Here is a 26,507-nt window from a genome sequence, read left to right as displayed (position 1 = left end):
CGTCACACGACGGACGAGTCGGGAACCGGTTCGTCCTCCCCGATGAACGTGCGCCACAGCCGGGCGTACTGACCGCCCCTGGCCAGCAGCTCGTCATGGGTGCCGTCCTCCACGACCCGGCCGTGGTCCATCACGACGACCCGGTCGGCGCGGGCCGCCGTGGTCAGCCGGTGGGCGACGACCAGGGTGGTGCGGCGGCCGGTGAGCCGGTCGGTGGCCTGGTTGACCAGGGCCTCGGTGGCGAGGTCCAGCGCGGCCGTGGCCTCGTCCAGCAACAGGATGTCCGGGTCGACCAGTTCGGCGCGGGCGAGCGCGATCAGCTGGCGCTGGCCGGCCGAGAGGTTGCGGCCCCGCTCGGAGACCTCGTGCAGATAGCCACCGTCCAGCGTGGCGATCATCTCGTGCGCGCCGACCGCCCGAGCCGCCGCCTCCACCTGCGCGTCGGTGGCGTCCGGCAGACCGTAGGCGATGGCGTCGCGGACCGTACCGGCGAAGAGATACGCCTCCTGCGGTACGACTCCGAGCCGGTGGCGGTAGGCGGTCATGTCGAGCTTGCGCAGATCGGTGCCGTCCGCCGTGACCCGGCCCGCCGTCGGGTCGTAGAACCGGGCGACGAGCTTGACGAGGGTGGACTTGCCCGCACCCGTCTCCCCCACGAAGGCGACCGTCTGGCCCGCCGGGACGCGCAGATCGATCCCGGTGAGCGCCTCCTCCTCGCCGTTGTACGCGAAGGACACGTCCTCGAAGGCGATCTCACCGCGCAGCGACAGCACGTCCAGCGGCTCGTCGGGGTCGGCCGTGGACGTCTGTTCCTGGAGCAGTTCCTGGATGCGGCCGAGGGAGACGGTGGCCTGCTGGTAGCCGTCGAAGACCTGGGAGAGCTGCTGCACGGGGGCGAAGAACAGCTCGATGTAGAGGAGGTACGCGACCAGCGCCCCGGTGGTCAGCGTCCCGTTGTCGACGCGGCCCGCGCCGACGATCAGTACGGCGGCCGCGGCGACGGAGGAGAGCAGCTGGACGAAGGGGAAGTAGACCGAGATCAGCCACTGGCCGCGCACCCGGGCCTCGCGGTAGTGGTCGCTGCTCGCGGCGTACCGCTCGGCGCCGTCCCGCTCGCGGCGGAACGCCTGCACGATGCGCAGACCGGACACGGACTCCTGGAGGTCGGCGTTGACGGCGCTGATCCGCTCACGGGCCAGCTCGTACGCCGCGACGCTCTTGCGGCGGAAGAAGAACGTCCCGATGACCAGCACGGGCAGCGTCGCGAAGACGACCAGCGCCAGCTGGACGTCGAGGACGAGCAGGGCGACCATGATCCCGAAGAAGGTGACGACGGAGACGAAGGCCGTGACCAGACCGGTCTGGAGGAACGTGGACAGCGCGTCCACGTCCGTCGTCATCCGGGTCATGATCCGGCCGGTCAGCTCGCGCTCGTAGTAGTCGAGGCCCAGCCGCTGGAGCTGCGCGAAGATCTTGAGGCGCAGCGAGTACAGGACGCGCTCGCCGGTGCGGCCCGTCATCCGGGTCTCGCCGATCTGCGCGAGCCACTGCACGAGCACGACGAAGAGGCCGAGCCCGGAGGCCGCCCAGACCGCGCCGAGCGCCAGCTGGGTGACGCCCTCGTCGATGCCGTGCCTGATCAGTACGGGCAGGAGCAGGCCCATGCCCGCGTCCACGGCCACGAGTCCCAGGCTCACCAGCAGCGGCAGCCCGAAGCCGCGCAGCAGCCGGCGCAGGCCGTAGGAGTCCTCGGCCCGTACGGCGCTCGCCTCGTCGATGTCCGGGAGGTCCGTGGCCGGCGGCAGCGCGTCGACCTGGGCCAGCAGCTCGGGGGTGGCGGGCATCCCGTCCGCCACCGGGCCGCGCGGCTGCTCCTTGCGGATCCAGAGCTCGGGGGTGATGCCGCGCTCGGCGTCGAACTCGGCCTCCAGCTCCTCCTGGAGCGTCCGGTCGTCCTCGCGCACGTCCGCCCTGACCGGCCGGTGGCCGGGCGAGGTGGCGCCCAGCTCGTCCGGGTCGGTGAGCAGACGGCGGTAGAGCGCGGAGTCACGCTCCAGCTCCTCGTGCGTACCGATGGCGGCGAGCCGGCCCTTGTCGAGGACGGCGATCCGGTCGGCGAGGCCGAGTGTGGAGCGGCGGTGGGCGATCAGGAGGGTGGTGCGGCCCGCCATCACCTGCTTGAGGGCTTCGTGGATCTCGTGCTCGACGCGGGCGTCGACGGCGGAGGTGGCGTCGTCCAGGAGCAGCAGACGGGGGTCGGTAAGGATGGCGCGCGCGAGCGCCACGCGCTGGCGCTGACCGCCGGAGAGGGTGAGCCCGTGCTCGCCGACCTTGGTGTCGTACCCCTTCGGCAGGTCCGTGATGAAGCCGTGGGCCTGCGCGGAGCGGGCGGCCTCCTCGATCTGCTCCTGGGTGGCGTCCGGGAATCCGTACGCGATGTTGGCCCGGACCGTGTCGGAGAACAGGAAGCTGTCCTCAGGCACCAGCCCGATGGCGGCCCGCAGCGATTCCTGGGTGAGCTCGCGGACGTCGTGGCCGCCGACGAGGACGGCGCCGTGCGTCACGTCGTAGAAGCGGGGCAGCAGGAGCGAGACGGTGGACTTGCCGCTGCCGGACGCGCCCACGACGGCGACGGTCTCGCCGGGCTCGATGGTCAGCGAGAACCCGTCGAGGACGGGACGCTCCTCGTCGTACCCGAAGCGGACGTCGTCGAACTCGACGCGCGCCGGGGCGTCGGCCGGGAGCTCCTTCGTCCCGTCCTTCATGGTCGGCTCGGTGTCGATGAGCTCCAGGACGCGTTCCACGCCGGCCCTGGCCTGCTGGCCGACGGTGAGGACCATGGCGAGCATCCGGACCGGGCCGACGAGCTGGGCGAGGTAGGTGGAGAAGGCGACGAACGTACCGAGGGTGATCTCCCCCCGGGTGGCGAGCCAGCCGCCGAGTGCCAGCATCGCGACCTGGCCGAGCGCGGGCACGGCCTGGAGTGCCGGGGTGTAGCGGGAATTCAGCTTGATGGTGCGCAGCCGGCCGGCGAAGAGCCGGCGTCCGACCTCGCGCAGCTTGCCGGTCTCCTGGTCCTCCTGCCCGAATCCCTTGACGACCCGGACCCCGGAGACGGCGCCGTCGACCACTCCGGCGACGGCGGCGGCCTGGCTCTGGGCGTACCAGGTGGCGGGGAAGAGGCGGGTGCGGGAGCGGCGGGCGATGAACCAGAGGGCGGGGGCGACGGCCAGGGCGACGAGGGTGAGGAGCGGCGAGAGCCACGCCATGATCACCAGGGACATGACGAAGAGCAGGACGTTCCCGATCGTCATCGGGAGCATGAACAGAAGCCCCTGGATCAGCTGGAGGTCGCTGGTGGCGCGCCCCACGACCTGTCCCGTGGACAGCTCGTCCTGCCGCTTCCCGTCGAGCCGGGTGATCGTCGTGTACATCTCGGTACGCAGGTCGTGCTGGACGTCGAGGGCGAGCCGGCCCCCGTAGTAGCGCCTGATGTACGTGGCGATGTAGACGAGCACGGCCGCGACGATGAGCAGCCCGGTCCAGACGGCGAGAGAACGGGTGTGGCCGACGACCACGTCGTCGATGATCACCTTGGTGATCAGCGGGACGATTGCCATCACGGCCATGCCGGCGAGCGAGGAACCGAGCGCCAGCACCACATTGCGCCGGTAGCGCCATGCGTATCCGGCCAGCCGCCGTCCCCACCCCTGTTGCTCCGCGCCCTCCACCGATGCCTCCCGTTCGCCCCGCTGTCCACCTGGTCTGCCGGAAGTCACCAACGCGGTCAGCAGCGGATTTCATCCCGCCGCAACACAAACGGTCCCTTCGGCCCAGGCCGCTCCTGGGACGAAGGGACCGCCGGGCGCCCTACAGGTGCGTCGGTTCGAACATCCTCAGCAGGGCCGGGAGCACCACCACGGAGGGGCCGGGGGCCGCCAGGGCCTTGGTGAGGTCCTCGGTGAGGGACTCCGGTGTCGTACGGACCGCCGGGACGCCGAAGGACTCGGCCAGGGCGACGAAGTCGGGGCGGGAGAGTTCCGTGCCGGTGGCCTCGCCGAAGGCGCCCGTCATGTACTCGCGCAGGATGCCGTAGCCGCCGTCGTCGACGATCAGCCAGGTGACCGGGAGGCCGTACTGCCTGGCCGTGGCCAGTTCGGCGATCGAGTACATCGCGCCGCCGTCGCCGGAGACCGCGAGGACCGGGTTCGTCGGGTCGGCCGCCGCCGCGCCGATCGCCGCGGGGAAGCCGTAGCCGAGGCCGCCCGCGCCCTGGGCCGAGTGCATCGTGTTCGGGTGGCGGGCGTCGAAGGCGGACCACGCCCAATAGGCGAGGATCGTCATGTCCCAGAAGCTGGGCGCGGTGTCGGGCAGCGCCTCGCGCACCGAGGCGAGGACCTGCTGCTCCAGGGTCAGGTCCTGGGCGTCGATCCGGGCCCGTACCTTCTCCAGCACCGTACGCACCCGGTCGGCCGCGGCCCCGTCCTCGCGTGCCCCGACCGCGTCGAGGAGGTCGGCGAGCGCCTCGCGGGCGTCGGAGTGGATACCGAGGGCGGGGTGGTTGGACTCCAGCTTCCCCGCGTCGGCCTCGATCTGGATGACCCGGCCGCGCGGGCTGAACGTGTGGTAGTTCGAGGAGAGCTCGCCCAGGCCCGAGCCGACGACCAGCAGGACGTCCGCGTCCTCCAGGAAGTCCGTGGTGTGCCGGTCCTCCAGCCAGGAGCGCAGGGACAGCGGGTGCTCCCAGGGGAAGGCGCCCTTGCCGCCGAACGTGGTGACGACCGGGGCGTTGATCTTCTCCGCGAGGGCGAGCAGCTTGCCCGTCGCGTCGGACCGTACGACTCCGCCGCCCGCGACGATCGCCGGCCGCTCGGCGTTCGAGAGCAGGTGGGCGGCCACGACGGTCAGCTCGGGGCGCGGGTACAGATCGCGCGGAGTGGCGTCCATCGCGGTCACGACCGGCAGGACGGTCTCGGCCAGGAGCACGTCCTGCGGGATCTCCACCCAGACCGGACCGTGCGGAGCGGTGAGCGCGGACTCCCAGGCGTCCGCGATCGCGGACGGGATCTGGGAAGCGGTACGCACGGTGTGCACCGACTTCACGATGTCGCGGAACGACGCCTTCTGGTCGCGGAGCTCGTGCAGATAGCCGTGGCGGCCGCCGCCGAGGCCCGCGGTCGGGATCTGGCTGGAGATCGCCAGGATGGGGGCGGAGGCGGAGGCCGCCTCCTGGAGCGCGGCCAGGGAGGTCAGGGCGCCCGGCCCCGTGGAGAGCAGCAGCGGGGCGACCTCGCCGGTGATCCGGCCGTACGCGTCGGCGGCGAAGCCCGCGTTGTTCTCGACGCGCAGGCCGACGTACGTGAGCGAGGAGCGGCGCAGCGCGTCGAACATGCCGAGCGCGTGCTGGCCGGGCAGCCCGAAGACGGTGGTGGCGCCGAGGCCCTGGAGCGTCTCGACGACGAGGTCGCCGCCGTTGCGGCCGGGCGGCGGGCTGAGCGCCGCCTCGGCCTGCGCGGGGGTGAGCCGCGGGCGGTCGTCGTGGTCGTGGCTCACTTCGTACGCGCCGCTGCGATCTGGCGGGACATGATCGTGGTCAGTTCGTACGCCGTGTGGGAGGCGGCGACGGAGGTGATCTCCGCGTGGTCGTACGCGGGGGCGACCTCGACGAGGTCGGCGGAGACCAGGTTGCAGGAGGAGAGCCCGCGCAGGATCTCCAGCAGCTCGCGGGAGGTGAGGCCGCCGGCCTCGGGGGTTCCGGTGCCGGGCGCGTGGGCCGGGTCCAGGACGTCGATGTCGATGGAGATGTAGAGCGGACGGTCACCGATCCGCTGGCGCAGCTGGTCGGCGATCTCGTCGACGCCCCGGCGCATGACATCGGCGGAGGTGACGATGCCGAAGCCCATCTTCGCGTCGTCGGTGAGGTCCTGCTTGCCGTACAGCGGGCCGCGCGTGCCGACGTGGGAGAGCGCCTCGGTGTCGAGGATGCCCTCCTCGACGGCCCGGCGGAACGGGGTGCCGTGGGTGTACTCGGCGCCGAAGTAGGTGTCCCAGGTGTCCAGGTGCGCGTCGAAGTGCAGCAGGGCGACGGGGCCGTGCTTCTTGGCGACGGAGCGCAGCAGGGGCAGCGCGATGGTGTGGTCGCCGCCGAGCGTCATCAGACGGGCGCCGGTGCCGAGCAGCTCGTCGGCCGCGGCCTCGACGGTCTCGACGGCCTCGTTGATGTTGAACGGGTTCGCGGCGATGTCACCGGCGTCGGCGACCTGCGCGAGCGCGAAGGGGGAGGCGTCCTGGGCGGGGTTGTACGGGCGCAGGAGACGCGAGGCCTCACGGATCGCGTTGCCGCCGAAGCGGGCGCCGGGGCGGTAGGAGACCCCGCTGTCGAAGGGCACGCCGACGACGGCGACATCGGCGGTGCCGACCTCGTCGAGCCGGGGCAGCCGGGCGAAGGTCGCGGGTCCGGCGTACCGCGGGACACGGGACGAGTCGACGGGACCGCGCGGCGTTTCGTTGCTGCTCATGGGGCGGAGTGCCTTTCCTTCGGGTTTCGTACGTTACTTCGATTGTGCGGTATCCCCGGAGCGGGGATTGCGTCCTCGATCGCCGAACACCACCGAGGACGAGAGGTCAGATGGTGGCCGGTTCCTTCACGGGCTCCGGCTCGGTCGCTCCCCGCCCCGCCAGCCGCTCGCGCCAGGCGGCCAGTACCGCCGCGTCCGTCGGCTTCGTGGCCAGCGACACGATCACGTACACCGCGAGCGAGGCCAGCAGGCCGTAGTACACCGGCTCGTTGGCGAGGATTCCGTACGCGGCCATCAGCCCGGTCACCGCGAGGCCGCCCACCGACACCGCCGCCAGCGCGCCCTCCGCCGTCCCGCGGCGCCACAGGAGTCCGCCCAGGATCGGCACCAGGAGCCCGGCCACGAGCAGGTTGTACGCCACGGTCAGCGCCTCGACGACGTTGTTGAGCGCGATCGCGATGAGGATGACGGCGATGCCCATGATCAGGATGAACGCCCGGTTGCCCTTCACCTCGTCGCGCTCCTCCTCGCCGCCGCCCCCGGCGACCGCCCCCCGCAACCGCGACCAGATGTCGTTGTTGGCGACGGTGGCGCAGGCGATCAGCGCGCCGGAGGACGTCGACATGACCGCGGCCAGCGCGGCGGCCAGCACGAGCCCGCGCACGCCCATCGGCAGTTCGTCCTTGACGATGGTCGCGAACGCCGCGTCCGCGCTGGGCAGCGTCGGATAGATGACCTTGGCCGCCGTTCCGATGACGGCTCCGGCGATGGCGTACACGAGGCAGTACGTCCCGGCGACCGTGCCGCCCCAGCGGGCCGTCCGGTCGGTGCGGGCGGTGAACACGCGCTGCCAGATGTCCTGGCCGATCAGCATGCCGAAGGTGTAGATCAGGACGTACGTGAAGATCGTCTCGCCGCCGATCCCCAGCGGGTCGAAGTACTCGGTGGGCAGCTGGGCCTTCATCTCGCTGAAGCCGCCCGCCTTGACGACCGCGATGGGGAGCAGGAGCAGCAGCACCCCGATCGTCTTGACGACGAACTGCACCATGTCCGTCAGCGTGATCGACCACATGCCGCCGAGCGTCGAGTACGCGACGACGATGGCGCCGCCGAGGATGATCGAGACGGTCCGGTTCATGTCGAAGAGGACGTCGAAGATGGTGGCGTACGCGATCGTCGAGGTGACCGCGAGCATCAGGGTGTACGCCCACATGACGACGCCCGAGATGATTCCGGCCCGGCCGCCGTAGCGCAGGTCGAGCATCTCGGAGACGGTGTAGACCTTCAGCCGGGCGATGCGGGCCGAGAAGAAGACGGACAGGGCGAGGAGCCCGAGGCCGATGGTGAAGACCATCCAGGCGCCGGAGAGTCCGTACTGGTAGCCGAGGCCGACGCCGCCGATCGTGGAGGCGCCGCCGAGGACGATGGCGGCCATGGTGCCGGAGTACATCCACGGGCCGAGCCGGCGGCCCGCCACCAGGAACTCGCTCTTGGACTTGGCCCGGCGCATGCCCCACCAGCCCATGGCGAGCATGCCGGCCAGATAGACGACGATCACGGCGTAGTCGACAGCCATGGGCTTTCCCTCCGTCTCGCTCAACAGGTTGGTGAAGACGGTAGGTGGCCGATAAGCAGCCATGAAGTGTACGTTTCATCCATTCTCGTCGCGCTGAATGGATGGACCATCCATGCCGGACACCCCCACCACACCGCCCACCCCGCCCGTCCCGCTGGCCGAGCTGCTGGCCAGGGAGGAACTGGGGCTGCGCCGGATCGCCGGCCCGGCCCACGCGGACCTGCTGTGGGTGCACACATCGGAGATGGCCGACCCGTATCCGTACCTCCTCGGCGGTGAGCTGCTGCTGAGTGCCGGGGTGCTGCTGGAGGACCCGGACACCTATGTCGCCCGGCTCGTGGAGGCGGGGGCGGCGGCGCTCGGCTTCGGGGTGGCGCCGGTGCACGACACGGTGCCCCGGGCGCTCGTCGAGGCGTGCGACCGGCACGGGCTGCCGCTCCTGGAGGTGCCGCCCCAGACGCCGTTCACCGCGATCGCGCGGGCGGTGTGGCGGCTGATGGCGGAGGCCAGGCACCGGGAGCTGCGCAGGGTGACCCGCGCCCAGCAGGCCCTGGCCTCGGCGGCCGCCCGGCCCGACCCGGTCCCCGCCGTACTGCGCCAGCTGGCCGTGCAGCTGGCGGGGCGGGCGGCCCTGCTGACCGCCGAGGGCGAGGAGCTGCACGCCGCGGGCAGCCGTCCGGCGCCCGGGGCGCGGGAAGCGCTCACCCGGCTGTCCCGGGTGGTCTCCCCCGAGGCCGACGCGCGTCCCGGTCCGGCCCCGGCCTCCGCCACGGACACGGTCGGCGGGACCCAGCTGTCCGCCTACCCGCTCGGCGGCGGACAGGGCCTGGTGCTCGCCCTGTCCGCGGAGCGGCGCGAGCCGGGTGATCACACGGTGACCGGTGTCGCGGTCGTCCTGCTCTCCCTGCTGACCGCCCCGCACCAGGGCGCCGACGCGGCGGGCCGCGCGGCCGCGCTCGTACGGATGCTGCTCGGCGCGGAACCCGAGGACGTCACCCCGCTCCTGGGGTCGGCCGACCGGTGGACGGTGGTGCACGCGCGCCGTACCGGAGGCGCCCCCGCCGACGCCCTCACCGCCGGGGCACTCGGCACGGCGCTGGGCTCGGCCCTCGTCGACGTGGACCGCCACGCCGTACGCGTCCTGGTCACCGACGCCGGCCGGATCGCCCCGCAGCCGGGGTGGACGCTCGGCGCCTCGGCACCCGCCCCGGTCGCGGCCCTGGCGACGGCCGACATCCAGGCGGCCCGCGCCCTGGGCCGGGCGGAGGCCACCCGCACCCCGCTCTCCGTGCACCGCCCCGCGACGGGTCTCGCGGAGCTGATCCCGCGCGAACAGGCGGAGGCCCACGCCCGCGCCCTCCTCGCGCCGCTCACCGAACCCCTCACCGAGACCCTGCGCTGCTGGCTGGGCCTGCACGGCAGCTGGGACCGTACGGCGGTCGCGCTCCAGGTCCACCGCAACACGGTCCGCCAGCGCATCGCCCGCTGCGCGGCGCTGCTGGACGCGGACCTGGACGACATGGACGTACGCACGGAGCTGTGGTTCGCACTCGGGAGGCTCTGACCGCGGTACCGGGGCGCCCCGGTACCGCCGCCGAGCGTGCCGAGCATCACCCTGGACAGGTCCGGTGACTGCCGGGTAACTTTTGACAAGGTCTGAGCAAGCGCTTAGCCAGCCCGCCCGTAGCTCACGCCGAGCTGACGAAGCCGACAGAGGAGGCACCCCGTGCGCCGTACGGTATTCAACGAGGACCATGAGGCGTTCCGGGAGACCCTTCGCGCCTTCATCGAGGCCGAGGTCGTCCCCGTCTACGACGAGTGGTTCGCCGCCGGCCAGGCGCCGCGCGACTTCTACTACAAGCTCGGTGAGCTGGGTGTCTTCGGCATCTCGGTCGACGAGGAGTTCGGTGGCGCCGGCGTCCACTCGCACAAGTACGAGGCCGTCCTCCAGGAGGAGTGCGCGCGCGCGGCCGTCTCCTTCGGCGGCTCCGGTGTGCACGTCCTGCTCGGCCTGCCGTACATCAAGATGCTCGCCACGGACGACCAGAAGAAGCGCTGGCTGCCGAAGTTCGTCAGCGGCGAGGAGATGTGGGCCCTCGCGATGACCGAGCCGGGCACCGGTTCCGACGTCGCGGGCATGAAGACCAACGCGAAGCTCTCCGAGGACGGCACGCACTACGTCCTCAACGGCTCGAAGACCTTCATCACCGGCGGTGTGCACGCCGACCGCGTGATCGTCTGCGCCCGTACCTCCGCGCCGCGCGAGGACGACCGCCGCTTCGGCATCTCGCTCTTCGCCGTCGACACCACGTCCGAGGGCTACTCCATCGGCCGCAAGCTGGACAAGCTGGGCCTGAAGGTCTCCGACACGGCCGAGCTTGCCTTCGTCGACGTGAAGGTGCCCGTCGAGGACCTGCTCGGCGAGGAGAACAAGGGCTTCGGCTACCTGGGCACCAACCTGGCCTCCGAGCGCTGGGGCATCGCCTTCGGCGCCTACGCGCAGGCCGCCGCCGCCGTCCGCTTCGCGAAGGAGTACGTCCAGGACCGCACGGTCTTCGGCAAGACGGTCGCCTCGTTCCAGAACACCAAGTTCGAGCTGGCCGCCTGCCAGGCCGAGGTGGACGCGGCCCAGGCCGTCGCCGACCGCGCGCTGGAGGCACTGGACGCCGGTGAGCTGACCGCCGCCGAGGCCGCCTCCGCCAAGCTCTTCTGCACCGAGGTCGCGCACCGCGTCATCGACCGCTGCCTCCAGCTGCACGGCGGCTACGGCTTCATGAACGAGTACCCGATCGCCCGCCTGTACGCCGACAACCGGGTCAACCGGATCTACGGCGGCACCAGCGAGGTCATGAAGTCGATCATTGCCAAGTCGATGGGCCTCTAGAACAGCTACGTTCCTCCCATGAGCGCAGCACTCGACTCCCTGCTCGATCTGCTCGACCTGGAGCAGATCGAGCGGGACATCTTCCGGGGCACGAGCCGTTCCGCGGTCGTGCCCCGGGTCTTCGGTGGTCAGGTCGCGGCCCAGGCGCTGGTCGCCGCGGGCCGGACCGTCCCCGCGGACCGCACGGCCCACTCCCTGCACTCCTATTTCCTGCGGATGGGCGATCCGGGTGCCCCGATCGTCTACACCGTCGACCGCATCCGCGACGGCCGGTCCTTCACCACCCGGCGGGTCGTCGCCGTCCAGCACGGGCAGCCGATCTTCCATCTCTCGGCGTCCTTCCAGACGTACGAGGAGGGGCTGGAGCACCAGGCGGACATGCCGCCCGCCCCGGACCCCGAGACGCTGCCCACCGCCGCGGAGATGCTGCCGAGGTACGCGGACCGGTTCATCGATCCGGGTGTCATGGACCGGCTCCTGGAAGCACGGGCGGCGGTCGACCTCCGGTATTCCGACGCCCCTCCCTTCGCCTCGGTCGGCGATCCGCGCGAGCCCCGCTCGCAGGTGTGGTTCCGGACGAACGGCAAGCTCGCCGACGACCCGCTGCTCCATGTCTGCATGGCCACGTACGTCTCCGACATGACGCTGCTGGACTCGGTGCTGCTCGCCCACGGGCGGGGCGGCTGGGCGGTCGGTGACGTGGTGGGCGCGAGCCTGGACCACGCGATGTGGTTCCACCGGCCGTTCCGGGCGGACGAATGGCTGCTGTACGACCAGGAGTCGCCGTCCGCCTCCGGCGGGCGCGGGCTCGGCCAGGCGCGCATCTACACGCAGGACGGGCGTCTCGCGATCACGGTCATCCAGGAAGGCGTGATCCGCGCCCGGCGTGACTGAACAGGCCACGGCATTCCATCTCGGACATACTCCCCACCATGACCGATGCGAAAAGTGATGGTGGGGAGTCCACGTTCACCGTCGTCGTCGCGGCGATCGCCAATCTGGGCATCGCCGTGGCGAAGGCGGTCGCCGGACTGATCAGCGGATCGAGCGCGATGCTCTCGGAGGCCGCGCACTCGGTCGCCGACACCGTCACCGAGGTCATGCTCCTGACGGCGCTCCGGCGCAGTCAGAAGCCGGCCGACGAGGAACACCCGCTCGGTTACGGCCCCGAGCGCTACATCTGGGCGATGCTCGCCTCCATCGCCACGTTCGTCGGCGGCGCCGTCTTCTCCGTCTACGACGGCGTCCACACCCTCGTCGAGGGCGAGGACCTGGGCGATCCGCTCGTCTCGTACCTCGTGCTGGGCGTCGCCTTCCTACTGGAGGGCTACTCGCTGCGTACGGGCGTCAGACAGGTCCGCCGCGAGGCCGCCCGGCTGCACTCCCCCGCCGGCCGCTACCTGCGCCACACATCCGACACGGCCGTCAAGGCGGTCGTGATGGAGGACTCCGCCGCGCTGATCGGGCTGGTGCTCGCCGCGGGCGGTCTGCTCGGCGGCCAGCTCACCGGCTCCGGCGTCTGGGACGGCGTCGCCTCGATCCTGATCGGCGTCCTGCTCGTGTACGTGGCCTGGGTCCTCGGCCGTTCCAACGCCCAGCTGCTGATCGGCCGTCCGCTGCCGAAGGCGATGCGCGACGGCGTGCGCGAGGAACTGCTCTCGGTCCCGCACATCATGGGCGTCCTGGAACTCACCACCCTCATCCAGGGGCCGACGGAGTTCCTGATCGCCGCGAAGATCGACTTCCGCGACGTGGCGAGCGCCGAGCAGATCGAGTGGGCCTGCGAGGAGGCCGAGGCGCAGCTGCGGGAGCGCTTCCCGGCGATCCGCCGGGTCTATCTGGACCCCACCCCCGGGCCCGGTCAGCGACACGACGGCCCGGCCGCGTCCGATCGTAGGTAATACCGCCGAATCGCCGGGTCGGCGCCGCGAGGGCGAGCGGCGGAAAAATAGGTTTCTCCCGAAATCATCCGGACCATCCGGCTTCATGGGAGATGCACACACATGCCGATCCTCGACAGCACACCGCAGCCCGTCCCGCCCACCGGACCAGCCAGGAAGATCCCCCGCTGGGTGCATGCCACCGCCGCGCTGGCGTCCGTGCTCGCGCTGGGCGCGACGGTGCAGAGCGCCGACGCGCTTCCCGGCGCGGACGACGCCGACGGCAGTGGCACCGGCATGAACGTCCTGCTCGTCGGCACGGACGGCCGGGACACGATCACCAAGCAGCAGAAGAAGAAGTACCGCCTGGGCGGTGTGGGCTGCGACTGCTCGGACACCATGATGCTGGTCCACATCGCGCAGAACCGTGAACGGGTCAGTGTCGTCAGCATCCCGCGCGACTCACTCGCCGAGCTTCCCGCGCACACCGACCGGCGTACCGGCGAGTCGCACGGAGCCCACCTCGCGAAGATCAACGCGGCACACTCCGAGGGCGGCGGGGAGCTCGCCGTACGCACGGTCGAGGCGAAGACCGGCCTGGACATCGACCGGTACCTCGCCGTCGACTTCTCGCGCTTCATGAAGACCGTCGACGAGCTGGACGGAGTCGACGTCTGCACCGCCACCCCGCTCCAGGACCCGGTGACCGGCCTCGACCTGTCCGTGGGCACCCATCACCTCGGCGGCGGGGACTCCCTGCGGTACGCCAGGTCCCGGAAGGTCGACGCCTCCGCCGACTTCGGCCGCATGCAGCGCCAGCAGCGCTTCCTCGTCGCCTTCGTGAAGAAGTTGCGGAGCGAGCGCACGCTGCACAGCCCGGCCCGGCTCGGGGAACTGGCCGGGGTGCTGCTGTCCGCCGACCGCACGGAGAAGGCGCTGACTCCGGTGGACATGATGTCGCTCGCCGGGGAGCTGCGGGACATCGAGCTCTCGGGCCTCGAATTCGCCTCGGTCCCCATCAAGGACTTCAACGCCGACATCCCAGGGATCGGATCGACACTCGCCTGGGACGAGGAGAAGTCGGCGGCCGTCTTCGAGACCCTGCGCCGGGACCGGCCGCTGGCCGAGGCCACGGCCGCGCTGCCCGCCCGGCAGCCGGACGACGGCGTCGCCCGGCAGGGGGAGTTCGTGCCCGTCGGGGGTTCGGCGCTGGAGTGCCGCTGACCAGTCGGCGCCGGCCTGCCCCCGGCCGGGTCAGAGCAGTCCCGCCGCGTCCAGCAGATAGTCGGTCATCGGGTCGTAGAAGCGGGGATCGGTGACGTGGTCGTCCAGCGGCACCGTCACCTGGAGCGTGCCTTCCGCCTCGCCGAGGAACAGCGCGGGGTCGTTGGAGTCCGCGTACCCGACCGTGTCGATGCCCCGCTGGCCCGCGCAGCCCGCCCACCCGTGGTCGGCGACGACGAGATCGGGCCGCGGCCGGCCCTCCCGCTCGAATCCGTCCAGGATCGCCGCCATCGGGGCCGGTGAATGGGTGTGCCACAGCGACGCCCCGCGCTCCAGGACGGCGACGTCCGCGAACTGGAAGACCATGCCCTCGTCCGTCATCAGCCCCCGCGGGATGACGACGATCTCGCATCCGGCGCCCCGCAGCGCGTCCGCGGTCCTGCGGTGCACGTCCAGCAGGCCGCCCGGGTGCCCGGTCGCGAACAGCACCCGCTCCGAACCGGCCGCCGCCTTGCGCAGCCTCGCCGCCATCCGCTCCAGCGCGTCGACGGTCAGCTCCGGATCGATGGTGTCCTGCCCGTACCGGTGCCCGGGGTCGTCGTTGACCCCGCAGCGCTCGGCCATCACGGCGAGCACGTCCTGCTCGTCGGCCCAGCGGTCGCCGAGCTCCAGACCCAGCCAGTAGTGACGGTCACCGTTGGCGAGCTTGCGGTAGTGGGAGAGGTTGTTGTCGCGCGGGGTGGCGACGTCTCCGGCGATACGCGTACGGACGAGGTGGTCGACGAGGGCGGCACGGCTGGGTATCGGCATGAACCCATTGTGCCGTCAGGTGTGCGCAGTGTGCCGGGTGTCTTGCACGGCGGACGGCAGGCCCTGCGGCCCATGAGCGGCGGCCGCGAACGCCCCGCGGGCCAGCCGGTGCAGCAGCGCCGCCGTCGCGTCGCGGCCCGGGAGGGCGCCGGTGAGGTGGGGGGTCGAGTTGAGCAGGCCGAAGACCGCGTGGACGGTCATCCGGGCCTCGTCCTCGGCCAGCGGCGGGTAGAGGGCGCGGACCGCCTCGACCCAGACCTCGACGTACTGCCGCTGGAGCTGGCGCACCCGCTTGCGGTCGGCTTCCCGGAGGCGGTCCAGCTCGCGGTCGTGGAGGGTGATCAGGGGGCGGTCGTCGAGGGCGAAGTCGATGTGGCCCTCGATGAGCGCGTCGAGGAGCGACTCCGGCGAGCCGTCACCGGCCGCCGCGTCCTGCGACACGCGCATCCGCCCGCCGTCGAGGAGGCGCTCGCTGATACCCACCAGCAGCTCGGCGAGCATCGCGTCCTTCCCGGGGAAGTGCCGGTAGAGACCGGGGCCGCTGATACCGACCGCGGCCCCTATCTCGTCGACGCCCACCCCGTGGAAGCCGCGCTCGGCGAAGAGGCGCGCCGCCTCCCGGAGGATCTGCTCGCGGCGGGTGGGAGCCGCGACTCGGGTGGTGGCATGGGTGCTCATGAAGATTCATTCTAGACAGGGCCGTTAGCGCTCGTTAACCTGAGCGCAATGCGTTAACGGTCATTAACCAGTGCGGTACGGGCAAGGGGGCTCGAACGATGCAGCAGGCACCGGTCCTGACGAGCGCGGCCGATCCCGCCTCGGAGGCCTGGAAGGCCAACGAGGCGGCGCATCACGCGCTCGCCGACGAGCTGCGGACGCGGCTCGCCACGGCACGGCTCGGCGGGGGTGAGAAGGCCCGCGCCCGGCATGTGGCGCGCGGCAAGCTGCTGCCCCGGGAGCGGGTGGACACCCTGCTCGACGCGGGCTCGCCCTTCCTGGAGCTCGCCCCCCTGGCGGCCGAGGGGCTGTACGGGGGCGCGGCCCCCGCGGCAGGCGTGATCGCCGGCATCGGGCGGGTCAGTGGCCGGGAGTGCGTGATCGTCGCCAACGACGCGACCGTCAAGGGCGGCACGTACTACCCGATGACCGTGAAGAAGCATCTGCGGGCCCAGGAGGTGGCGCTGGAGAACCGGCTGCCCTGCCTGTACCTGGTCGACTCGGGCGGCGCCTTCCTGCCGCTCCAGGACGAGGTCTTCCCCGACCGGGAGCACTTCGGACGGATCTTCTACAACCAGGCCCGGATGTCGGGGGCCGGTATCCCGCAGATCGCCGCCGTGCTCGGTTCCTGCACGGCAGGCGGAGCGTACGTCCCCGCGATGAGCGACGAGGCCGTGATCGTCCGCAACCAGGGCACGATCTTCCTGGGCGGCCCGCCGCTGGTGAAGGCCGCCACCGGCGAGGTCGTGACGGCCGAGGAGCTGGGCGGCGGCGAGGTCCACTCGCGCATCTCGGGCGTGACCGACCATCTCGCCGAGGACGACGCCCACGCCCTGCGGATCGTGCGGAACATCGTCGCCACCCTGCCCGAGCGCGCACCGCTTCCGTGGTCCGTGCGGCCGGCCGAGGAGCCGAAGGTGGACCCCGCCGGGCTGTACGGGGCGGTACCCGTCGATTCCCGGACGCCCTACGACGTACGGGAAGTGATCGCCCGGGTCGTCGACGGCTCCCGGTTCGCGGAGTTCAAGTCGGAGTACGGGGCCACACTCATCACCGGCTTCGCGCAGATCCACGGCCACCCCGTCGGCATCGTCGCGAACAACGGCATCCTGTTCGCGGAGTCCGCCCAGAAGGGCGCCCACTTCATCGAGCTGTGCGACCAGCGCGGCATCCCGCTGGTGTTCCTCCAGAACATCTCCGGCTTCATGGTCGGCCGTGACTACGAGGCCGGCGGCATCGCCAAGCACGGCGCGAAGATGGTCACGGCCGTGGCCTGCACCCGGGTGCCCAAACTGACCGTGGTGGTCGGCGGGTCCTACGGGGCCGGCAACTACTCGATGTGCGGCCGGGCCTACAGCCCCCGCTTCCTGTGGATGTGGCCCAACGCGAAGATCTCCGTCATGGGCGGCGAACAGGCCGCCTCGGTGCTCGCCACCGTCAAGCGCGACCAGCTCGGTGACGACTGGAGCGCCGAGGATGAGGAGACCTTCAAGGCTCCGATCCGCGCCCAGTACGAGCAGCAGGGCAACGCGTACTACGCCACCGCCCGGCTGTGGGACGACGGGGTGATCGACCCGCTGGAGACCCGGCAGGTGCTGGGGCTCGCTCTGACCGCCTGTGCCAACGCCCCCTTGGGTGACCCCCAATTCGGCGTCTTCCGGATGTGATGTGAGGACCTCCATGTTCAGCACTGTTCTGGTCGCCAACCGTGGCGAGATCGCGGTCCGGGTCATCCGGACCCTGCGCGAGCTCGGCGTGCGGTCGGTCGCCGTCTTCAGCGACGCGGACGCGGACGCCCGGCACGTACGGGAGGCCGATACGGCGGTACGGATCGGGCCCGCGCCCGCCGCCGAGAGCTACCTCTCCGTGGAACGGCTGCTGGACGCCGCCCGGCGCACCGGCGCCGAGGCCGTCCACCCCGGCTACGGATTCCTCGCCGAGAACGCGGCCTTCGCGCAGGCCTGCGCGGAAGCCGGCCTGGTCTTCATCGGGCCGCCCGCCTCCGCCATCTCGCTGATGGGCGACAAGATCCGGGCCAAGGAGACGGTCGCGGCGGCCGGTGTACCGGTCGTGCCCGGCTCCTCGGGCAGCGGACTCACCGACGCCCAACTGGCCTCCGCCGCCCGGGAGATCGCCATGCCCGTTCTGCTGAAGCCCTCGGCGGGCGGCGGCGGCAAGGGCATGCGGCTGGTGCGGGACGAGGCGCTGCTCGCCGAGGAGATCGCGGCGGCGCGGCGCGAGGCCCGCGCCTCGTTCGGCGACGACACACTGCTGGTGGAGCGGTGGATCGACCGGCCGCGCCACATCGAGATCCAGGTCCTGGCCGACAGCCACGGGAACGTGGTGCATCTCGGTGAGCGCGAGTGCTCGCTCCAGCGCCGCCACCAGAAGATCATCGAGGAGGCCCCCTCGGTCCTGCTCGACGAGGCGACGCGGGCGGCCATGGGCGAGGCGGCCGTCCAGGCGGCCCGCTCCTGCGGCTATGTGGGCGCGGGCACGGTGGAGTTCATCGTCCCCGGCGACGACCCCGCCGCGTACTGCTTCATGGAGATGAACACCCGCCTCCAGGTCGAGCACCCGGTGACGGAACTGATCACCGGTCTCGACCTCGTCGAGTGGCAGCTGCGGATCGCCGCCGGTGAGCGACTCCCCTACAAGCAGGACGACATCACGCTCACCGGCCATGCGATCGAGGCCCGGGTCTGCGCCGAGGACCCGTCCCGCGGCTTCCTGCCCTCCGGCGGTACGGTGCTGCGGCTGAGCGAGCCGCAGGGCGGCGGGGTGCGCACGGACTCCGGGCTCGGCGAGGGCGTGCCGGTCGGCAGTACGTACGACCCGATGCTGTCGAAGGTCATCGCGTACGGCCCCGACCGGGCGACGGCCCTGCGCCGGCTGCGCGCGGCCCTCGCGGACACGGTGGTGCTCGGCGTCCCGACCAACGCGGGCTTCCTGCGCCGGCTGCTCGCCCACCCGGCGGTGGCCGCGGGCGAGCTGGACACCGGACTCGTGGAGCGCGAGGTGGCGGGGCTGGTCCCGGACGGCGTACCGGAGGAGGTGTACGGGGCGGCGGCGCTGCTGCGGCACTCCTCCCCCGCCCCGGCGTCGCCGGACGCCTGGGCCGACCCGTTCTCCGTACCGAACGGCTGGCGCCTCGGCGGCACCCCGGCCGCGACCGTCCGCCACTTCAGGGTCCCCGGGCACGAGCCGGTGCGGACCGCGCTGCGCCCGTGGCCGACGGGGGCCGAGCTGACGATCGGCCTGAGCGAGGACGGCGGACGGTCCGAGGACGTCCAGGCCGACCCCTGCGGGCCGGTCCCGCCGCAGCCGGGCGCGCGGGCGGCCCGGCTCGTCACCGCGTCAGGGCACCGCGTGACCGTCGAGATCGACGGGCTGACCCACGCCTTCGACCACGCCGTCTCCCCGGAGGGCACGTGGCTGGGCCGGGACGGCGACACCTGGCACGTCCAGGACCACGACCCGGTGGAGGCGTCCCTCAGCGGCGCGGGCCGCTCCGGGCTCGACACACTCGCCGCGCCCATGCCGGGGACCGTCACCGTGGTGAAGGTGGCCGTCGGGGACGAGGTGACCGCCGGGCAGAGCCTGCTGGTCGTCGAGGCGATGAAGATGGAACACGTCATCTCCGCGCCGCACGCCGGGACCGTGACCGAACTCGACGTCACGGCGGGCGCCACCGTCGCCATGGACCAGGTACTGGCCGTCGTGACCGCCACGGAGGAATCATGACCGAGGCACTTCCCATGCGGGTTCCCGCCGAGGGCCTGCCGCCCCGGGTCCGCATTCACGAGGTCGGGGCCCGCGACGGACTCCAGAACGAGAAGGCGGTCGTCCCGACCGAGGTGAAGGCGGAGTTCATCCGCCGGCTGGCCGTCGCCGGGCTCACCACGATCGAGGCGACCAGCTTCGTCCACCCGAAGTGGGTGCCCCAACTTGCCGACGCGGAGCAGCTGTTCCCGATGCTCGGCGACATCGCGGACGTCGGGGACGTCGCACTGCCCGTCCTCGTACCGAACGAACGCGGCTTCGACCGGGCGCTCGCGCTGGGTGCCCGCCGGATCGCGGTGTTCGGGTCGGCGACCGAGACGTTCGCCGCCCGCAATCTCAACCGGACCGTCGACGAATCGCTCGCCATGTTCGAACCGGTCGTCGCCCGCGCCAAGGCCGACAAGGTGCACGTCCGCGGCTACCTCTCGATGTGCTTCGGCGACCCGTGGGAGGGGCCCGTCCCCGTCGGCCAGGTCGTCCGCGTCGCCAAGGCGCTGATGGACCTCGGCTGCGACGAGCTCTCGCTGGGCGACACGATCGGCGTCGCGACGCCCGGCCACGTCCAGGCCCTGCTGTCCGCCCTGAACGGGGCGGGCGTGCGCACCGACACCATCGGCGTGCACTTCCACGACACGTACGGACAGGCCCTGTCCAACACCCTCGCCGCGCTCCAGCACGGGGTGACGACCGTGGACGCGTCGGCGGGCGGCCTCGGCGGCTGCCCGTACGCGAAGAGCGCGACCGGAAACCTCGCCACCGAAGACCTCGTGTGGATGCTCGAAGGTCTCGGTGTCCACACCGGGGTCGATCTCGCCGAGCTCACCGCCACCAGCGTGTGGCTCGCCGAACAACTGGGCCGCCCGAGCCCGTCCCGTACCGTCCGCGCCCTCTCCCACAAGGAGCAGTGATCCCTCCCATGTCCCTGGACCACCGGCTGACCGCCGAGCACGAGGAACTGCGCCGCACCGTCGAGGCGTTCGCGCACGACGTGGTCGCGCCGAAGATCGGCGACTTCTACGAGCGCCACGAGTTCCCGTACGAGATCGTGCGGGAGATGGGACGGATGGGCCTGTTCGGTCTGCCGTTCCCGGAGGAGTACGGCGGCATGGGCGGGGACTACCTCGCCCTGGGCATCGCCCTCGAAGAGCTGGCCCGGGTCGACTCCTCGGTGGCGATCACCCTGGAGGCGGGCGTCTCACTGGGCGCGATGCCGGTCTACCGCTTCGGCACGGAGGAGCAGAAGCAGCAGTGGCTGCCGAGGCTCTGCTCGGGCGAGGCCCTCGGCGCGTTCGGCCTGACGGAGCCGGACGGCGGCTCGGACGCGGGCGGCACGCGCACGACGGCGGTCCTCGACGAGGCGGCCGGCGAGTGGGTGATCAACGGCTCGAAGTGCTTCATCACCAACTCCGGTACGGACATCACCGAGCTGGTCACGGTGACGGCGGTGACGGGCCGCAAGGAGAACGGCGCCCCGCGCATCTCCGCGATCATCGTGCCGTCCGGCACCCCCGGCTTCACGGTCGCGGCCCCGTACTCCAAGGTCGGCTGGAACGCCTCCGACACCCGCGAGCTGTCGTTCAGCGACGTCCGCGTCCCTGCGGCGAACCTGCTCGGCGAGGAGGGCCGCGGGTACGCGCAGTTCCTGCGCATCCTGGACGAGGGCCGGATCGCCATCTCGGCGCTGTCGACGGGCCTGGCCCAGGGCTGCGTGGACGAGTCGGTGAAGTACGCCGCGGAGCGGCACGCCTTCGGCAAGCCGATCGGCGCCAACCAGGCGATCCAGTTCAAGATCGCGGACATGGAGATGCGCGCCCACATGGCCCGCATCGGCTGGCGCGACGCGGCCTCACGCCTGCTGGCGGGCGAGCCCTTCAAGAAGGAAGCGGCGATCGCGAAGCTGTACTCGTCGACGGTGGCGGTGGACAACGCCCGCGAGGCGACACAGATCCACGGCGGCTACGGCTTCATGAACGAGTACCCGGTGGCCCGGATGTGGCGCGACTCCAAGATCCTGGAGATCGGCGAGGGCACGAGCGAGGTGCAGCGGATGCTGATCGCCCGCGAACTGGGGCTGCCTGCCTGACGGTTGCGGCTGGCGGCTGTTGGCGGGGAGGCCGCCGTGCGCGTGCGGTGACGCGGCGCACGGCGGCCTTCCGCTTTGAGCGAATCAGCCGGTCACACCCTGCACGGGCTCACGCCTCGCGCTCCGGAGGCGCGTAGTCCGGGCACAGCGAAGCCCCACCATGCGATGCACAATGGGGCCGCTTCGAACCGGTGCGGGTTGGCCGACTGGTCAGACGGTACCGAACTCTTCAGCCTTTACGCCCGCCACGAAGGAAGCGAACGAGCCTGCGGGGAAGCTCAGAACCGGGCCGCTCGGGTTCTTGGAGTCACGGATGGGGACCACACTGCGCGAGGCGACGAGGTTTGCGGCGACCTCGACACACTGGCCGCCGTTCTCACTGTAGGAGGACGTGTACCAACGGGGGGATTCGGTCGTCACGGTTTGCCCTTTCGTAACCGGCTGATCACGGCCACTGACGCCGCTCGCGGCAGTGCTTCGGCCTGCAGTTGATGGTAGTCCGTCAGGAGGGGCAAGACCGATGTGCTTTCTCGCTCAAGGTGCCCACGGTTGGCCGACTCGGCGTACGACATGAGCGAGCGGTCCGGCATCGTGAGCACGGTTACAGGCAACGTCATCGGACGACGAACCCCGATATCGAAGGGGGCGACCTGAAGCACGGTGTTCGGGAGCTCCGCAAACTCGACAAGCCGTGCGAACTGGGCGTCCATGAGGGCGTCGTCCCCGATAGGGCGGCGGAGACAGCTTTCGTCGAGCACTACGAAGATCAATGGGGGTGGCGTTCGTCTGAGCGAGGCTTGACGTTGCGCAACCAACGCAATCCGCTCGTCTGCCTGCTCCCGTGAGGCAACGCCCCGTTTCACGGTGCTGTCTCCGAGCGCTGACGCGTACTCCTGTGTCTGGAGCAGGCCCGGTATGACACCGACTTCGTAGAGCCTGATCTCTACCGCGCGCCCCTCGTGGGTGAGGTACTCCGGGAACCCCTCAAAGAGCGCCCTGTGCCTGACAGCTCGACTCTGGCGCTCGAACCGATCTCCGGTTCCGAACGCCCTGTCAGCACTTGCTGCAAACCGTTGAGTTGGAGTCCGCCGACCAGTTTCGACGGCAGAAATATGCGCACCAGAGCACCCCACACGCTCGCCGAGCTCGTCCTGTGTCCAGCCGCGCTCGTCCCGCAAGCTGCGGAGACTTGCCCCGAACGCCGCATTTGGCGACTGCTCGGGGTCTAATTCCTTTCGGTTCACCATCTGACGCCTAACTTGTCTGTCAGTCTCCGTAAGTTGAAGACCGCTCGACCGTAAGCCACGCTGAGCCGCCTTGGTAGTGGAATGACTACGGAGAGGAGCGGTAGGTGTACGGCGAGAACGCTTGTCCGAACGCACAGGAACCTCCGAACCCCCCGGTCCCCGGCACGCTCATGGTGGACACGAGCCGTAAAGACCTTGTTGGGGAGTTCCGAACGGAGCCGGTGGGCTACCGGTGTGAAGCGCGCGCCGAGGGACTTGTGTGTGGAGCGTCCCTACGGGTGGCGAATCGGGCCGTCTCGTCCGACGTAAGAGGCCCCCGCGACCATGCCGGGTCCGGGGGCGTGGCCAACGCTTTGAAGGAGCGTCGACACCTTATCGCCCGGTTCTTCGAATCAGTGTTTCGAATCTTAGGTCCCCCGCTCAAGGCCCCCGTGAGCCGGAAGTCGGGCACGGTCCCGACTTCTACGCTCGTCGTAGCTCGCAGGCGCCGCCTGCTGGTGTGCCGTTCCGCGCTGCCGGCCACAATCGTTCCGCGTCCAGCTGATGGCCCGTACTCGCAGGCGGCGTACGAGCGGTGGCAGCGGGCCGAGAGCCGGCTGAGGCAGGAGCGGCGGTGGTCGCTCTGGCTGGCGGTGCATGGCATGGACACCGGGCCGCGTCTGATCCACGGCATGGTGGTGCGCTGATGAGCAGTGGGGACGGTGCAGTGATCCGGCGCTGGAGTCGGCACCCGCGTTGCGTGGGGCAGGCGCGTAGCGAATTGCGTACCGCCTTGGACAGTTGGGGTCTGGCCCTGCTGTCGGACGATGCGTTGCTCGTTCTCTCGGAGCTGATGTCCAATGCCGGACAGCACGCCAAGGTGTCGCCTGGGCGGGAGATCGAAACCCGCTTCCTCGTGGTGAACGGCAATCTGCGCATCGAGGTGCACGACGCCTCGGAGGCGCTGCCCAAGGAGTCCAAGGCGAACCTGGAAGCGTGCGGCCAAAGAGGTCTGCTCCTTGTGGCTGCCGTGGCCGACACCTGGGGGTTCGGCGACCGGATCGGCCCGGGGAAGGTCGTGTGGGCGCAACTGGGGCTCGGCGCCACTACAGACGACGGGGTGCGCCATGGCTGAGACCCAGAGGTGCGCTGTCCTGGTGCGGAGGGGAGACCGAATCGGCGTCCGTGGGCGTTGGCTTGAAGTGAAGCGGGCACACATGGACCGCTTCGCGACCGGCGGCGCCGTCGTCGTCCTCACCTTCGAGGCAGAGCGTCCGTTGCGGGTGCCCGTCTTCACACAGCTGTGGGTGAGTTCTGCTCGCGTGGTGGAACCCTCGTCGGTCGTTCAGCGGACGAACTGGGCGTTGAGCGAGGACACATCCGGTACCCCGCTGATCTTCGAGGCGGAGTGCACGACGTGCCACGCGGCGTGTGAAGCGTCCAATGATGCGGAGTCTGTGGAGCGGGCCCAGTGGTGCATCGAGCACACGCAGGGGACCGGGCACACCGGGTACAGGGAGATTCGCACCGGGTTCCTGCGGGCTACACCGTTGCCTCCTGAGGGAGGGGCGATCGATGGGGTGGCGTAACCGCCTGGTCCTCGCTCTTCTGGCACTCGACACGGGACGTTGGTGGGCGGCGGACTCCGCACGCGATCACCTGCGGGATGCGCTCGGCGCGGCTGACGAACGCCTGTACGGGTTCTTTCAGTCCGCATTGGATCGCCTCGAACCCAGTCGGCCGGTGCCCAAGCCCATGGACCGAATCAGGTAGCGCGACAGAGCGGAGATCGAATGGGCTTCCCTGGTCGCAAGGCTGCGCGCTGACAGCGGCGGGGCCCACGCACCTGCCCCGTAAGCCTCGTGCCCGGCCATTGCGCGCGGGCGGGGTAGCTGTGCGCCGCGCACCCCGAACCGGCCCCGATCGTCCGCCTTCCTCCTGGCGGACGGTCGGGGCCTCGTGCTGTCGCGTGCTGCTGGGGCAGCGTCGGTTCAGCTGGCACCAGATGCCTTGATGGCGGTCACAGCGTCTCGGGTGGTCAGTTGGCCGAGCTGCGCGGGTCGCGCTGGGTCCGGTGCGTCAGAGCCACGAGGTCATGGTGCCTCCGCCATAACCCCATGCGATGTACGTCTGCGAGCAGCCTCAACCCGCGTCGGCACCGATCCTCCTCGCGACGAACCGGGCCGCAGGTACCACCTGGCTCACCCACAGCGTCGCCTTGCGCCGAGCCACCGTGGTCCTGGCCAGGCAAGTCGGCTTCCACGGGGCGGTCCGCGAGGCGGCGGGCCACCTCACGCTCCCCCGTGTACCGAGGTCCGCGGGCACGGCGATCTGCATCGCGATCAGGCTCTCGCGCCGCGAGAGCGTGCCCGTGCGTGTTCCCTCGTAGCCGGAGGCCAGGAGCGGGCCCGGTACGTGGAAGGCCACGTCCACGCCCGTCTCATCGTCGGTCGGCTGCCACGGCGCCTCGTCGGCCAGCCGGGCGAGCAGTCCGATGAAGCTCCTCCGCTGCGGGACTCACCGCAGTCGGCCCGCGTGCCGCAGCACCTCCGCCCATGGGTCGTCGGGGCCGGTGGCGGAGAGCCGGACGTACTCCGGGCCCGCCATCCACTCCAGGAAGAAGGTGGCGAAGTCGTCCGCGGCCTTCTCGAAGGTGGCCGACATCCACCAGGCCACGCCGGTGTCCGGGAAGTACCAGACCTCGCCCGTCGACCGGTTGACGAAGAACGGCTCGTCGGAGATGACACCGGGGCAGAACCATTCCTCGCGGCCGAGGGTCACCGCAGCGCCGGGCACGGGATCGGCGTGGAACTGCATCGCTTCCGCCGTCGCCGCCCCGAAGACCGTGACGTCGCCGCAGGTCGCCCCGTCAGCGACGGCCAGGAACTCCCGAATCCGAGTGGGTAGTCCGGGGTCGGTCGCGGACGGGTTTCCCGGCGGCAGCGCGTTCTGCGCGAGCCACTCGTGGTGCAGGGGCAGCGCGGCACGCAATTCCGCCACCGCGCGCCGGACAGCCGCCGTCTCTGGCGCAGCCTTCGCCCCCACTGTGATCCATTCCGTGCCGTCACCCGGCCTGATGCGGGCCAGGCCCGCCAGGCCCAGGCCGCCGAGCGCGGTCAGGACCAGGGTCACCACCTCGTCCCGGGCCGCTCTCGGGTCGATGTCGACGTCGAGATGGGAGCCGAAGGCTCCCGATCCCGCGCCGCTCACCTCGCCGACGCCGGCCAGCGCCTCGTTCAGCGCGTCCTCGATGTCGTCCCGGTCGACCGGGAGCTCCCCGGGGAGCCGGATCTCGATGAAGTCCACGGCTGCGCGCCCGGCTTACCCGGTTGCCTCAGCCCATCGGGCCGTCGTAGTAGCCCGGCTCGGCCACCAGCACGGACTGGAAGTAGTGGCCCTGCTCCTCGTCGGGGTTGTCGTCCTCCACGAACGGGCGCCACAGGGACAGCAGCAGGTCGGAGGCGACATAGCTTCGGCCGCCCTCGTCCTCCTCCAGTTCGGTCAGCGCGCCCAGTTGTTCGACGACCTGGGCGGCCGGGGTACGGAGCAGGTCGATTCCCCGGTACTCGACCCGGAGGGGGCCGTGCGGGCGGTACACCTGGATCGCCCCGAGCGTGCCGCCGGGGGCCGGTTCCAGCTCGATCGACATGCCGCTTTCGTACGTGGCGGTGAGGCTGTCGGGTGCGGAGTCCGGGACGAAGCCCTCGATCGTCGCCAGGGCGCTCCTGGCCTCGTCCATCGTCATGCCGATCCGGACCGGGCCCACGCCCTCCGGGGGAACCACTTCGAGGGTCATCCTGCTCTCC

23 protein-coding genes are annotated in these 26,507 nt (G+C 71.0%); 12 read left to right on the top strand and 11 right to left on the bottom strand.

What is annotated here, in order from left to right; all coding sequences use genetic code 11:
* Positions 1 to 2: 2 nt before the first annotated feature.
* The 4 genes from AC07FA_RS01260 to AC07FA_RS01245 all read right to left on the bottom strand — a co-directional run bounded on the left by AC07FA_RS01260 (position 3) and on the right by AC07FA_RS01245 (position 8,094).
* Positions 3 to 3,731 carry an ABC transporter ATP-binding protein gene (locus AC07FA_RS01260; RefSeq protein WP_479072613.1) on the bottom strand — a complete coding sequence of 1,243 codons (3,729 nt, stop codon included), beginning with the start codon at positions 3,729 to 3,731 and terminating at the stop codon, positions 3 to 5.
* A 139-nt stretch (positions 3,732 to 3,870) separates the two neighbouring features.
* Entirely contained in the window at positions 3,871 to 5,553 is a 1,683-nt protein-coding gene (locus AC07FA_RS01255; protein WP_479072612.1) for a thiamine pyrophosphate-binding protein, read from the bottom strand.
* Positions 5,550 to 6,518: an agmatinase gene (gene speB / locus AC07FA_RS01250; RefSeq protein WP_479072611.1), complete on the bottom strand. Its 969-nt coding sequence runs from the start codon at positions 6,516 to 6,518 to the stop codon at positions 5,550 to 5,552. Before speB ends, AC07FA_RS01255 begins: the two co-directional genes overlap by 4 nt.
* Positions 6,519 to 6,624: 106 nt before the next feature.
* The gene (locus AC07FA_RS01245) at positions 6,625 to 8,094 is read right to left on the bottom strand and encodes a sodium:solute symporter family protein (RefSeq protein WP_479072610.1); all 1,470 of its coding nucleotides are present in this window, start codon (positions 8,092 to 8,094) and stop codon (positions 6,625 to 6,627) included.
* A gap of 112 nt (positions 8,095 to 8,206) precedes the next feature.
* Between AC07FA_RS01245 and AC07FA_RS01240 the strand changes: the two genes are divergently transcribed.
* The 5 genes from AC07FA_RS01240 (at position 8,207) to AC07FA_RS01220 (ending at position 14,082) form a co-directional block, all read left to right on the top strand.
* The gene (locus tag AC07FA_RS01240; RefSeq protein WP_479072609.1) at positions 8,207 to 9,658 is read left to right on the top strand and encodes a PucR family transcriptional regulator ligand-binding domain-containing protein; all 1,452 of its coding nucleotides are present in this window, start codon (positions 8,207 to 8,209) and stop codon (positions 9,656 to 9,658) included.
* 162 nt (positions 9,659 to 9,820) lie between these two features.
* Complete coding sequence (locus tag AC07FA_RS01235) at positions 9,821 to 10,978, top strand: acyl-CoA dehydrogenase family protein (RefSeq protein ID WP_479072608.1); 1,158 nt, start codon at positions 9,821 to 9,823, stop codon at positions 10,976 to 10,978.
* Positions 10,979 to 10,996: 18 nt separating this feature from the next.
* Complete coding sequence (locus AC07FA_RS01230; RefSeq protein WP_479072607.1) at positions 10,997 to 11,872, top strand: acyl-CoA thioesterase; 876 nt, start codon at positions 10,997 to 10,999, stop codon at positions 11,870 to 11,872.
* Between the two features lie 38 nt (positions 11,873 to 11,910).
* Entirely contained in the window at positions 11,911 to 12,879 is a 969-nt protein-coding gene (locus AC07FA_RS01225) for a cation diffusion facilitator family transporter (RefSeq protein ID WP_479072606.1), read from the top strand.
* A gap of 102 nt (positions 12,880 to 12,981) precedes the next feature.
* A complete protein-coding gene (locus tag AC07FA_RS01220; RefSeq protein ID WP_479072605.1) occupies positions 12,982 to 14,082 on the top strand; it encodes an LCP family protein in 1,101 nt (366 codons plus the stop codon).
* A 30-nt stretch (positions 14,083 to 14,112) separates the two neighbouring features.
* Here the strand turns inward: AC07FA_RS01220 and AC07FA_RS01215 are convergent, their stop codons facing one another.
* Together AC07FA_RS01215 and AC07FA_RS01210 are read right to left on the bottom strand one after the other, a co-directional pair.
* Positions 14,113 to 14,892, bottom strand: coding sequence for a phosphatase (locus AC07FA_RS01215; protein WP_479072604.1), 780 nt, complete (start codon positions 14,890 to 14,892; stop codon positions 14,113 to 14,115).
* A 15-nt stretch (positions 14,893 to 14,907) separates the two neighbouring features.
* Positions 14,908 to 15,570: an SACE_7040 family transcriptional regulator gene (locus AC07FA_RS01210; protein ID WP_479072603.1), complete on the bottom strand. Its 663-nt coding sequence runs from the start codon at positions 15,568 to 15,570 to the stop codon at positions 14,908 to 14,910.
* Between the two features lie 98 nt (positions 15,571 to 15,668).
* On the opposite strand from AC07FA_RS01210, the gene AC07FA_RS01205 reads away from it, so the two are divergent.
* Genes AC07FA_RS01205 through AC07FA_RS01190 form a run of 4 tightly spaced genes read left to right on the top strand, consistent with a single transcriptional unit; the run spans position 15,669 to position 21,475 of the window.
* Positions 15,669 to 17,276 carry a carboxyl transferase domain-containing protein gene (locus tag AC07FA_RS01205; protein WP_479072602.1) on the top strand — a complete coding sequence of 536 codons (1,608 nt, stop codon included), beginning with the start codon at positions 15,669 to 15,671 and terminating at the stop codon, positions 17,274 to 17,276.
* A 13-nt stretch (positions 17,277 to 17,289) separates the two neighbouring features.
* Positions 17,290 to 19,353, top strand: coding sequence for an acetyl/propionyl/methylcrotonyl-CoA carboxylase subunit alpha (locus AC07FA_RS01200; protein WP_479072601.1), 2,064 nt, complete (start codon positions 17,290 to 17,292; stop codon positions 19,351 to 19,353).
* On the top strand, positions 19,350 to 20,300 hold the full coding sequence (locus AC07FA_RS01195; protein ID WP_479072600.1) for a hydroxymethylglutaryl-CoA lyase: 951 nt from the start codon (positions 19,350 to 19,352) through the stop codon (positions 20,298 to 20,300). Before AC07FA_RS01200 ends, AC07FA_RS01195 begins: the two co-directional genes overlap by 4 nt.
* Before the next feature lie 8 nt (positions 20,301 to 20,308).
* Positions 20,309 to 21,475, top strand: coding sequence for an acyl-CoA dehydrogenase family protein (locus tag AC07FA_RS01190; protein ID WP_479072599.1), 1,167 nt, complete (start codon positions 20,309 to 20,311; stop codon positions 21,473 to 21,475).
* A gap of 210 nt (positions 21,476 to 21,685) precedes the next feature.
* Here AC07FA_RS01190 and AC07FA_RS01185 read toward each other — a convergent pair whose 3' ends face one another.
* Together AC07FA_RS01185 and AC07FA_RS01180 are read right to left on the bottom strand one after the other, a co-directional pair.
* Positions 21,686 to 21,895 (bottom strand): DUF397 domain-containing protein, encoded by a 210-nt coding sequence (locus AC07FA_RS01185; RefSeq protein ID WP_479072598.1) that lies wholly within the window; start codon positions 21,893 to 21,895, stop codon positions 21,686 to 21,688.
* Positions 21,892 to 22,722 (bottom strand): helix-turn-helix domain-containing protein, encoded by an 831-nt coding sequence (locus tag AC07FA_RS01180; protein ID WP_479072597.1) that lies wholly within the window; start codon positions 22,720 to 22,722, stop codon positions 21,892 to 21,894. The genes AC07FA_RS01185 and AC07FA_RS01180 overlap by 4 nt, the downstream gene beginning before the upstream one ends.
* A 431-nt stretch (positions 22,723 to 23,153) precedes the next feature.
* Between AC07FA_RS01180 and AC07FA_RS01175 the strand changes: the two genes are divergently transcribed.
* From AC07FA_RS01175 to AC07FA_RS01165, 3 genes are read left to right on the top strand one after another with little or no spacing between them, the layout of a single operon-like run.
* Entirely contained in the window at positions 23,154 to 23,408 is a 255-nt protein-coding gene (locus tag AC07FA_RS01175) for a hypothetical protein (RefSeq protein ID WP_479072596.1), read from the top strand.
* The gene (locus AC07FA_RS01170; RefSeq protein WP_479072595.1) at positions 23,408 to 23,836 is read left to right on the top strand and encodes an ATP-binding protein; all 429 of its coding nucleotides are present in this window, start codon (positions 23,408 to 23,410) and stop codon (positions 23,834 to 23,836) included. Before AC07FA_RS01175 ends, AC07FA_RS01170 begins: the two co-directional genes overlap by 1 nt.
* Positions 23,829 to 24,290, top strand: coding sequence for a DUF7848 domain-containing protein (locus AC07FA_RS01165; RefSeq protein WP_479072594.1), 462 nt, complete (start codon positions 23,829 to 23,831; stop codon positions 24,288 to 24,290). Before AC07FA_RS01170 ends, AC07FA_RS01165 begins: the two co-directional genes overlap by 8 nt.
* 553 nt (positions 24,291 to 24,843) lie before the next feature.
* On the opposite strand, the gene AC07FA_RS01160 is transcribed toward AC07FA_RS01165, so the two are convergent.
* From AC07FA_RS01160 to AC07FA_RS01150, 3 genes are all read right to left on the bottom strand, one after another.
* Entirely contained in the window at positions 24,844 to 25,134 is a 291-nt protein-coding gene (locus tag AC07FA_RS01160) for a hypothetical protein (RefSeq protein WP_479072593.1), read from the bottom strand.
* An 84-nt stretch (positions 25,135 to 25,218) separates the two neighbouring features.
* Positions 25,219 to 26,007, bottom strand: coding sequence for a hypothetical protein (locus AC07FA_RS01155; protein ID WP_479072592.1), 789 nt, complete (start codon positions 26,005 to 26,007; stop codon positions 25,219 to 25,221).
* A 28-nt stretch (positions 26,008 to 26,035) separates the two neighbouring features.
* Positions 26,036 to 26,497 carry a hypothetical protein gene (locus tag AC07FA_RS01150; RefSeq protein ID WP_479072591.1) on the bottom strand — a complete coding sequence of 154 codons (462 nt, stop codon included), beginning with the start codon at positions 26,495 to 26,497 and terminating at the stop codon, positions 26,036 to 26,038.
* Positions 26,498 to 26,507: the final 10 nt, after the last annotated feature.

It is taken from the genome of Streptomyces sp. NPDC045968 (assembly GCF_056430475.1).
This window is presented reverse-complemented; position numbering and strand designations above follow the sequence as displayed.

Excerpts from the sequence above, each read along its gene's own strand:
- speB (WP_479072611.1), bottom strand. The coding sequence starts at position 6,518 with ATGAGCAGCAACGAAACGCCGCGCGGTCCCGTCGACTCGTCCCGTGTC.
- AC07FA_RS01245 (WP_479072610.1), bottom strand. The coding sequence starts at position 8,094 with ATGGCTGTCGACTACGCCGTGATCGTCGTCTATCTGGCCGGCATGCTC.
- AC07FA_RS01240 (WP_479072609.1), top strand. The coding sequence starts at position 8,207 with ATGCCGGACACCCCCACCACACCGCCCACCCCGCCCGTCCCGCTGGCC.
- AC07FA_RS01230 (WP_479072607.1), top strand. The coding sequence starts at position 10,997 with ATGAGCGCAGCACTCGACTCCCTGCTCGATCTGCTCGACCTGGAGCAG.
- AC07FA_RS01225 (WP_479072606.1), top strand. The coding sequence starts at position 11,911 with ATGACCGATGCGAAAAGTGATGGTGGGGAGTCCACGTTCACCGTCGTC.
- AC07FA_RS01220 (WP_479072605.1), top strand. The coding sequence starts at position 12,982 with ATGCCGATCCTCGACAGCACACCGCAGCCCGTCCCGCCCACCGGACCA.
- AC07FA_RS01215 (WP_479072604.1), bottom strand. The coding sequence starts at position 14,892 with ATGCCGATACCCAGCCGTGCCGCCCTCGTCGACCACCTCGTCCGTACG.
- AC07FA_RS01210 (WP_479072603.1), bottom strand. The coding sequence starts at position 15,570 with ATGAGCACCCATGCCACCACCCGAGTCGCGGCTCCCACCCGCCGCGAG.
- AC07FA_RS01205 (WP_479072602.1), top strand. The coding sequence starts at position 15,669 with ATGCAGCAGGCACCGGTCCTGACGAGCGCGGCCGATCCCGCCTCGGAG.
- AC07FA_RS01200 (WP_479072601.1), top strand. The coding sequence starts at position 17,290 with ATGTTCAGCACTGTTCTGGTCGCCAACCGTGGCGAGATCGCGGTCCGG.
- AC07FA_RS01195 (WP_479072600.1), top strand. The coding sequence starts at position 19,350 with ATGACCGAGGCACTTCCCATGCGGGTTCCCGCCGAGGGCCTGCCGCCC.
- AC07FA_RS01190 (WP_479072599.1), top strand. The coding sequence starts at position 20,309 with ATGTCCCTGGACCACCGGCTGACCGCCGAGCACGAGGAACTGCGCCGC.
- AC07FA_RS01180 (WP_479072597.1), bottom strand. The coding sequence starts at position 22,722 with ATGGTGAACCGAAAGGAATTAGACCCCGAGCAGTCGCCAAATGCGGCG.
- AC07FA_RS01170 (WP_479072595.1), top strand. The coding sequence starts at position 23,408 with ATGAGCAGTGGGGACGGTGCAGTGATCCGGCGCTGGAGTCGGCACCCG.
- AC07FA_RS01165 (WP_479072594.1), top strand. The coding sequence starts at position 23,829 with ATGGCTGAGACCCAGAGGTGCGCTGTCCTGGTGCGGAGGGGAGACCGA.
- AC07FA_RS01150 (WP_479072591.1), bottom strand. The coding sequence starts at position 26,497 with ATGACCCTCGAAGTGGTTCCCCCGGAGGGCGTGGGCCCGGTCCGGATC.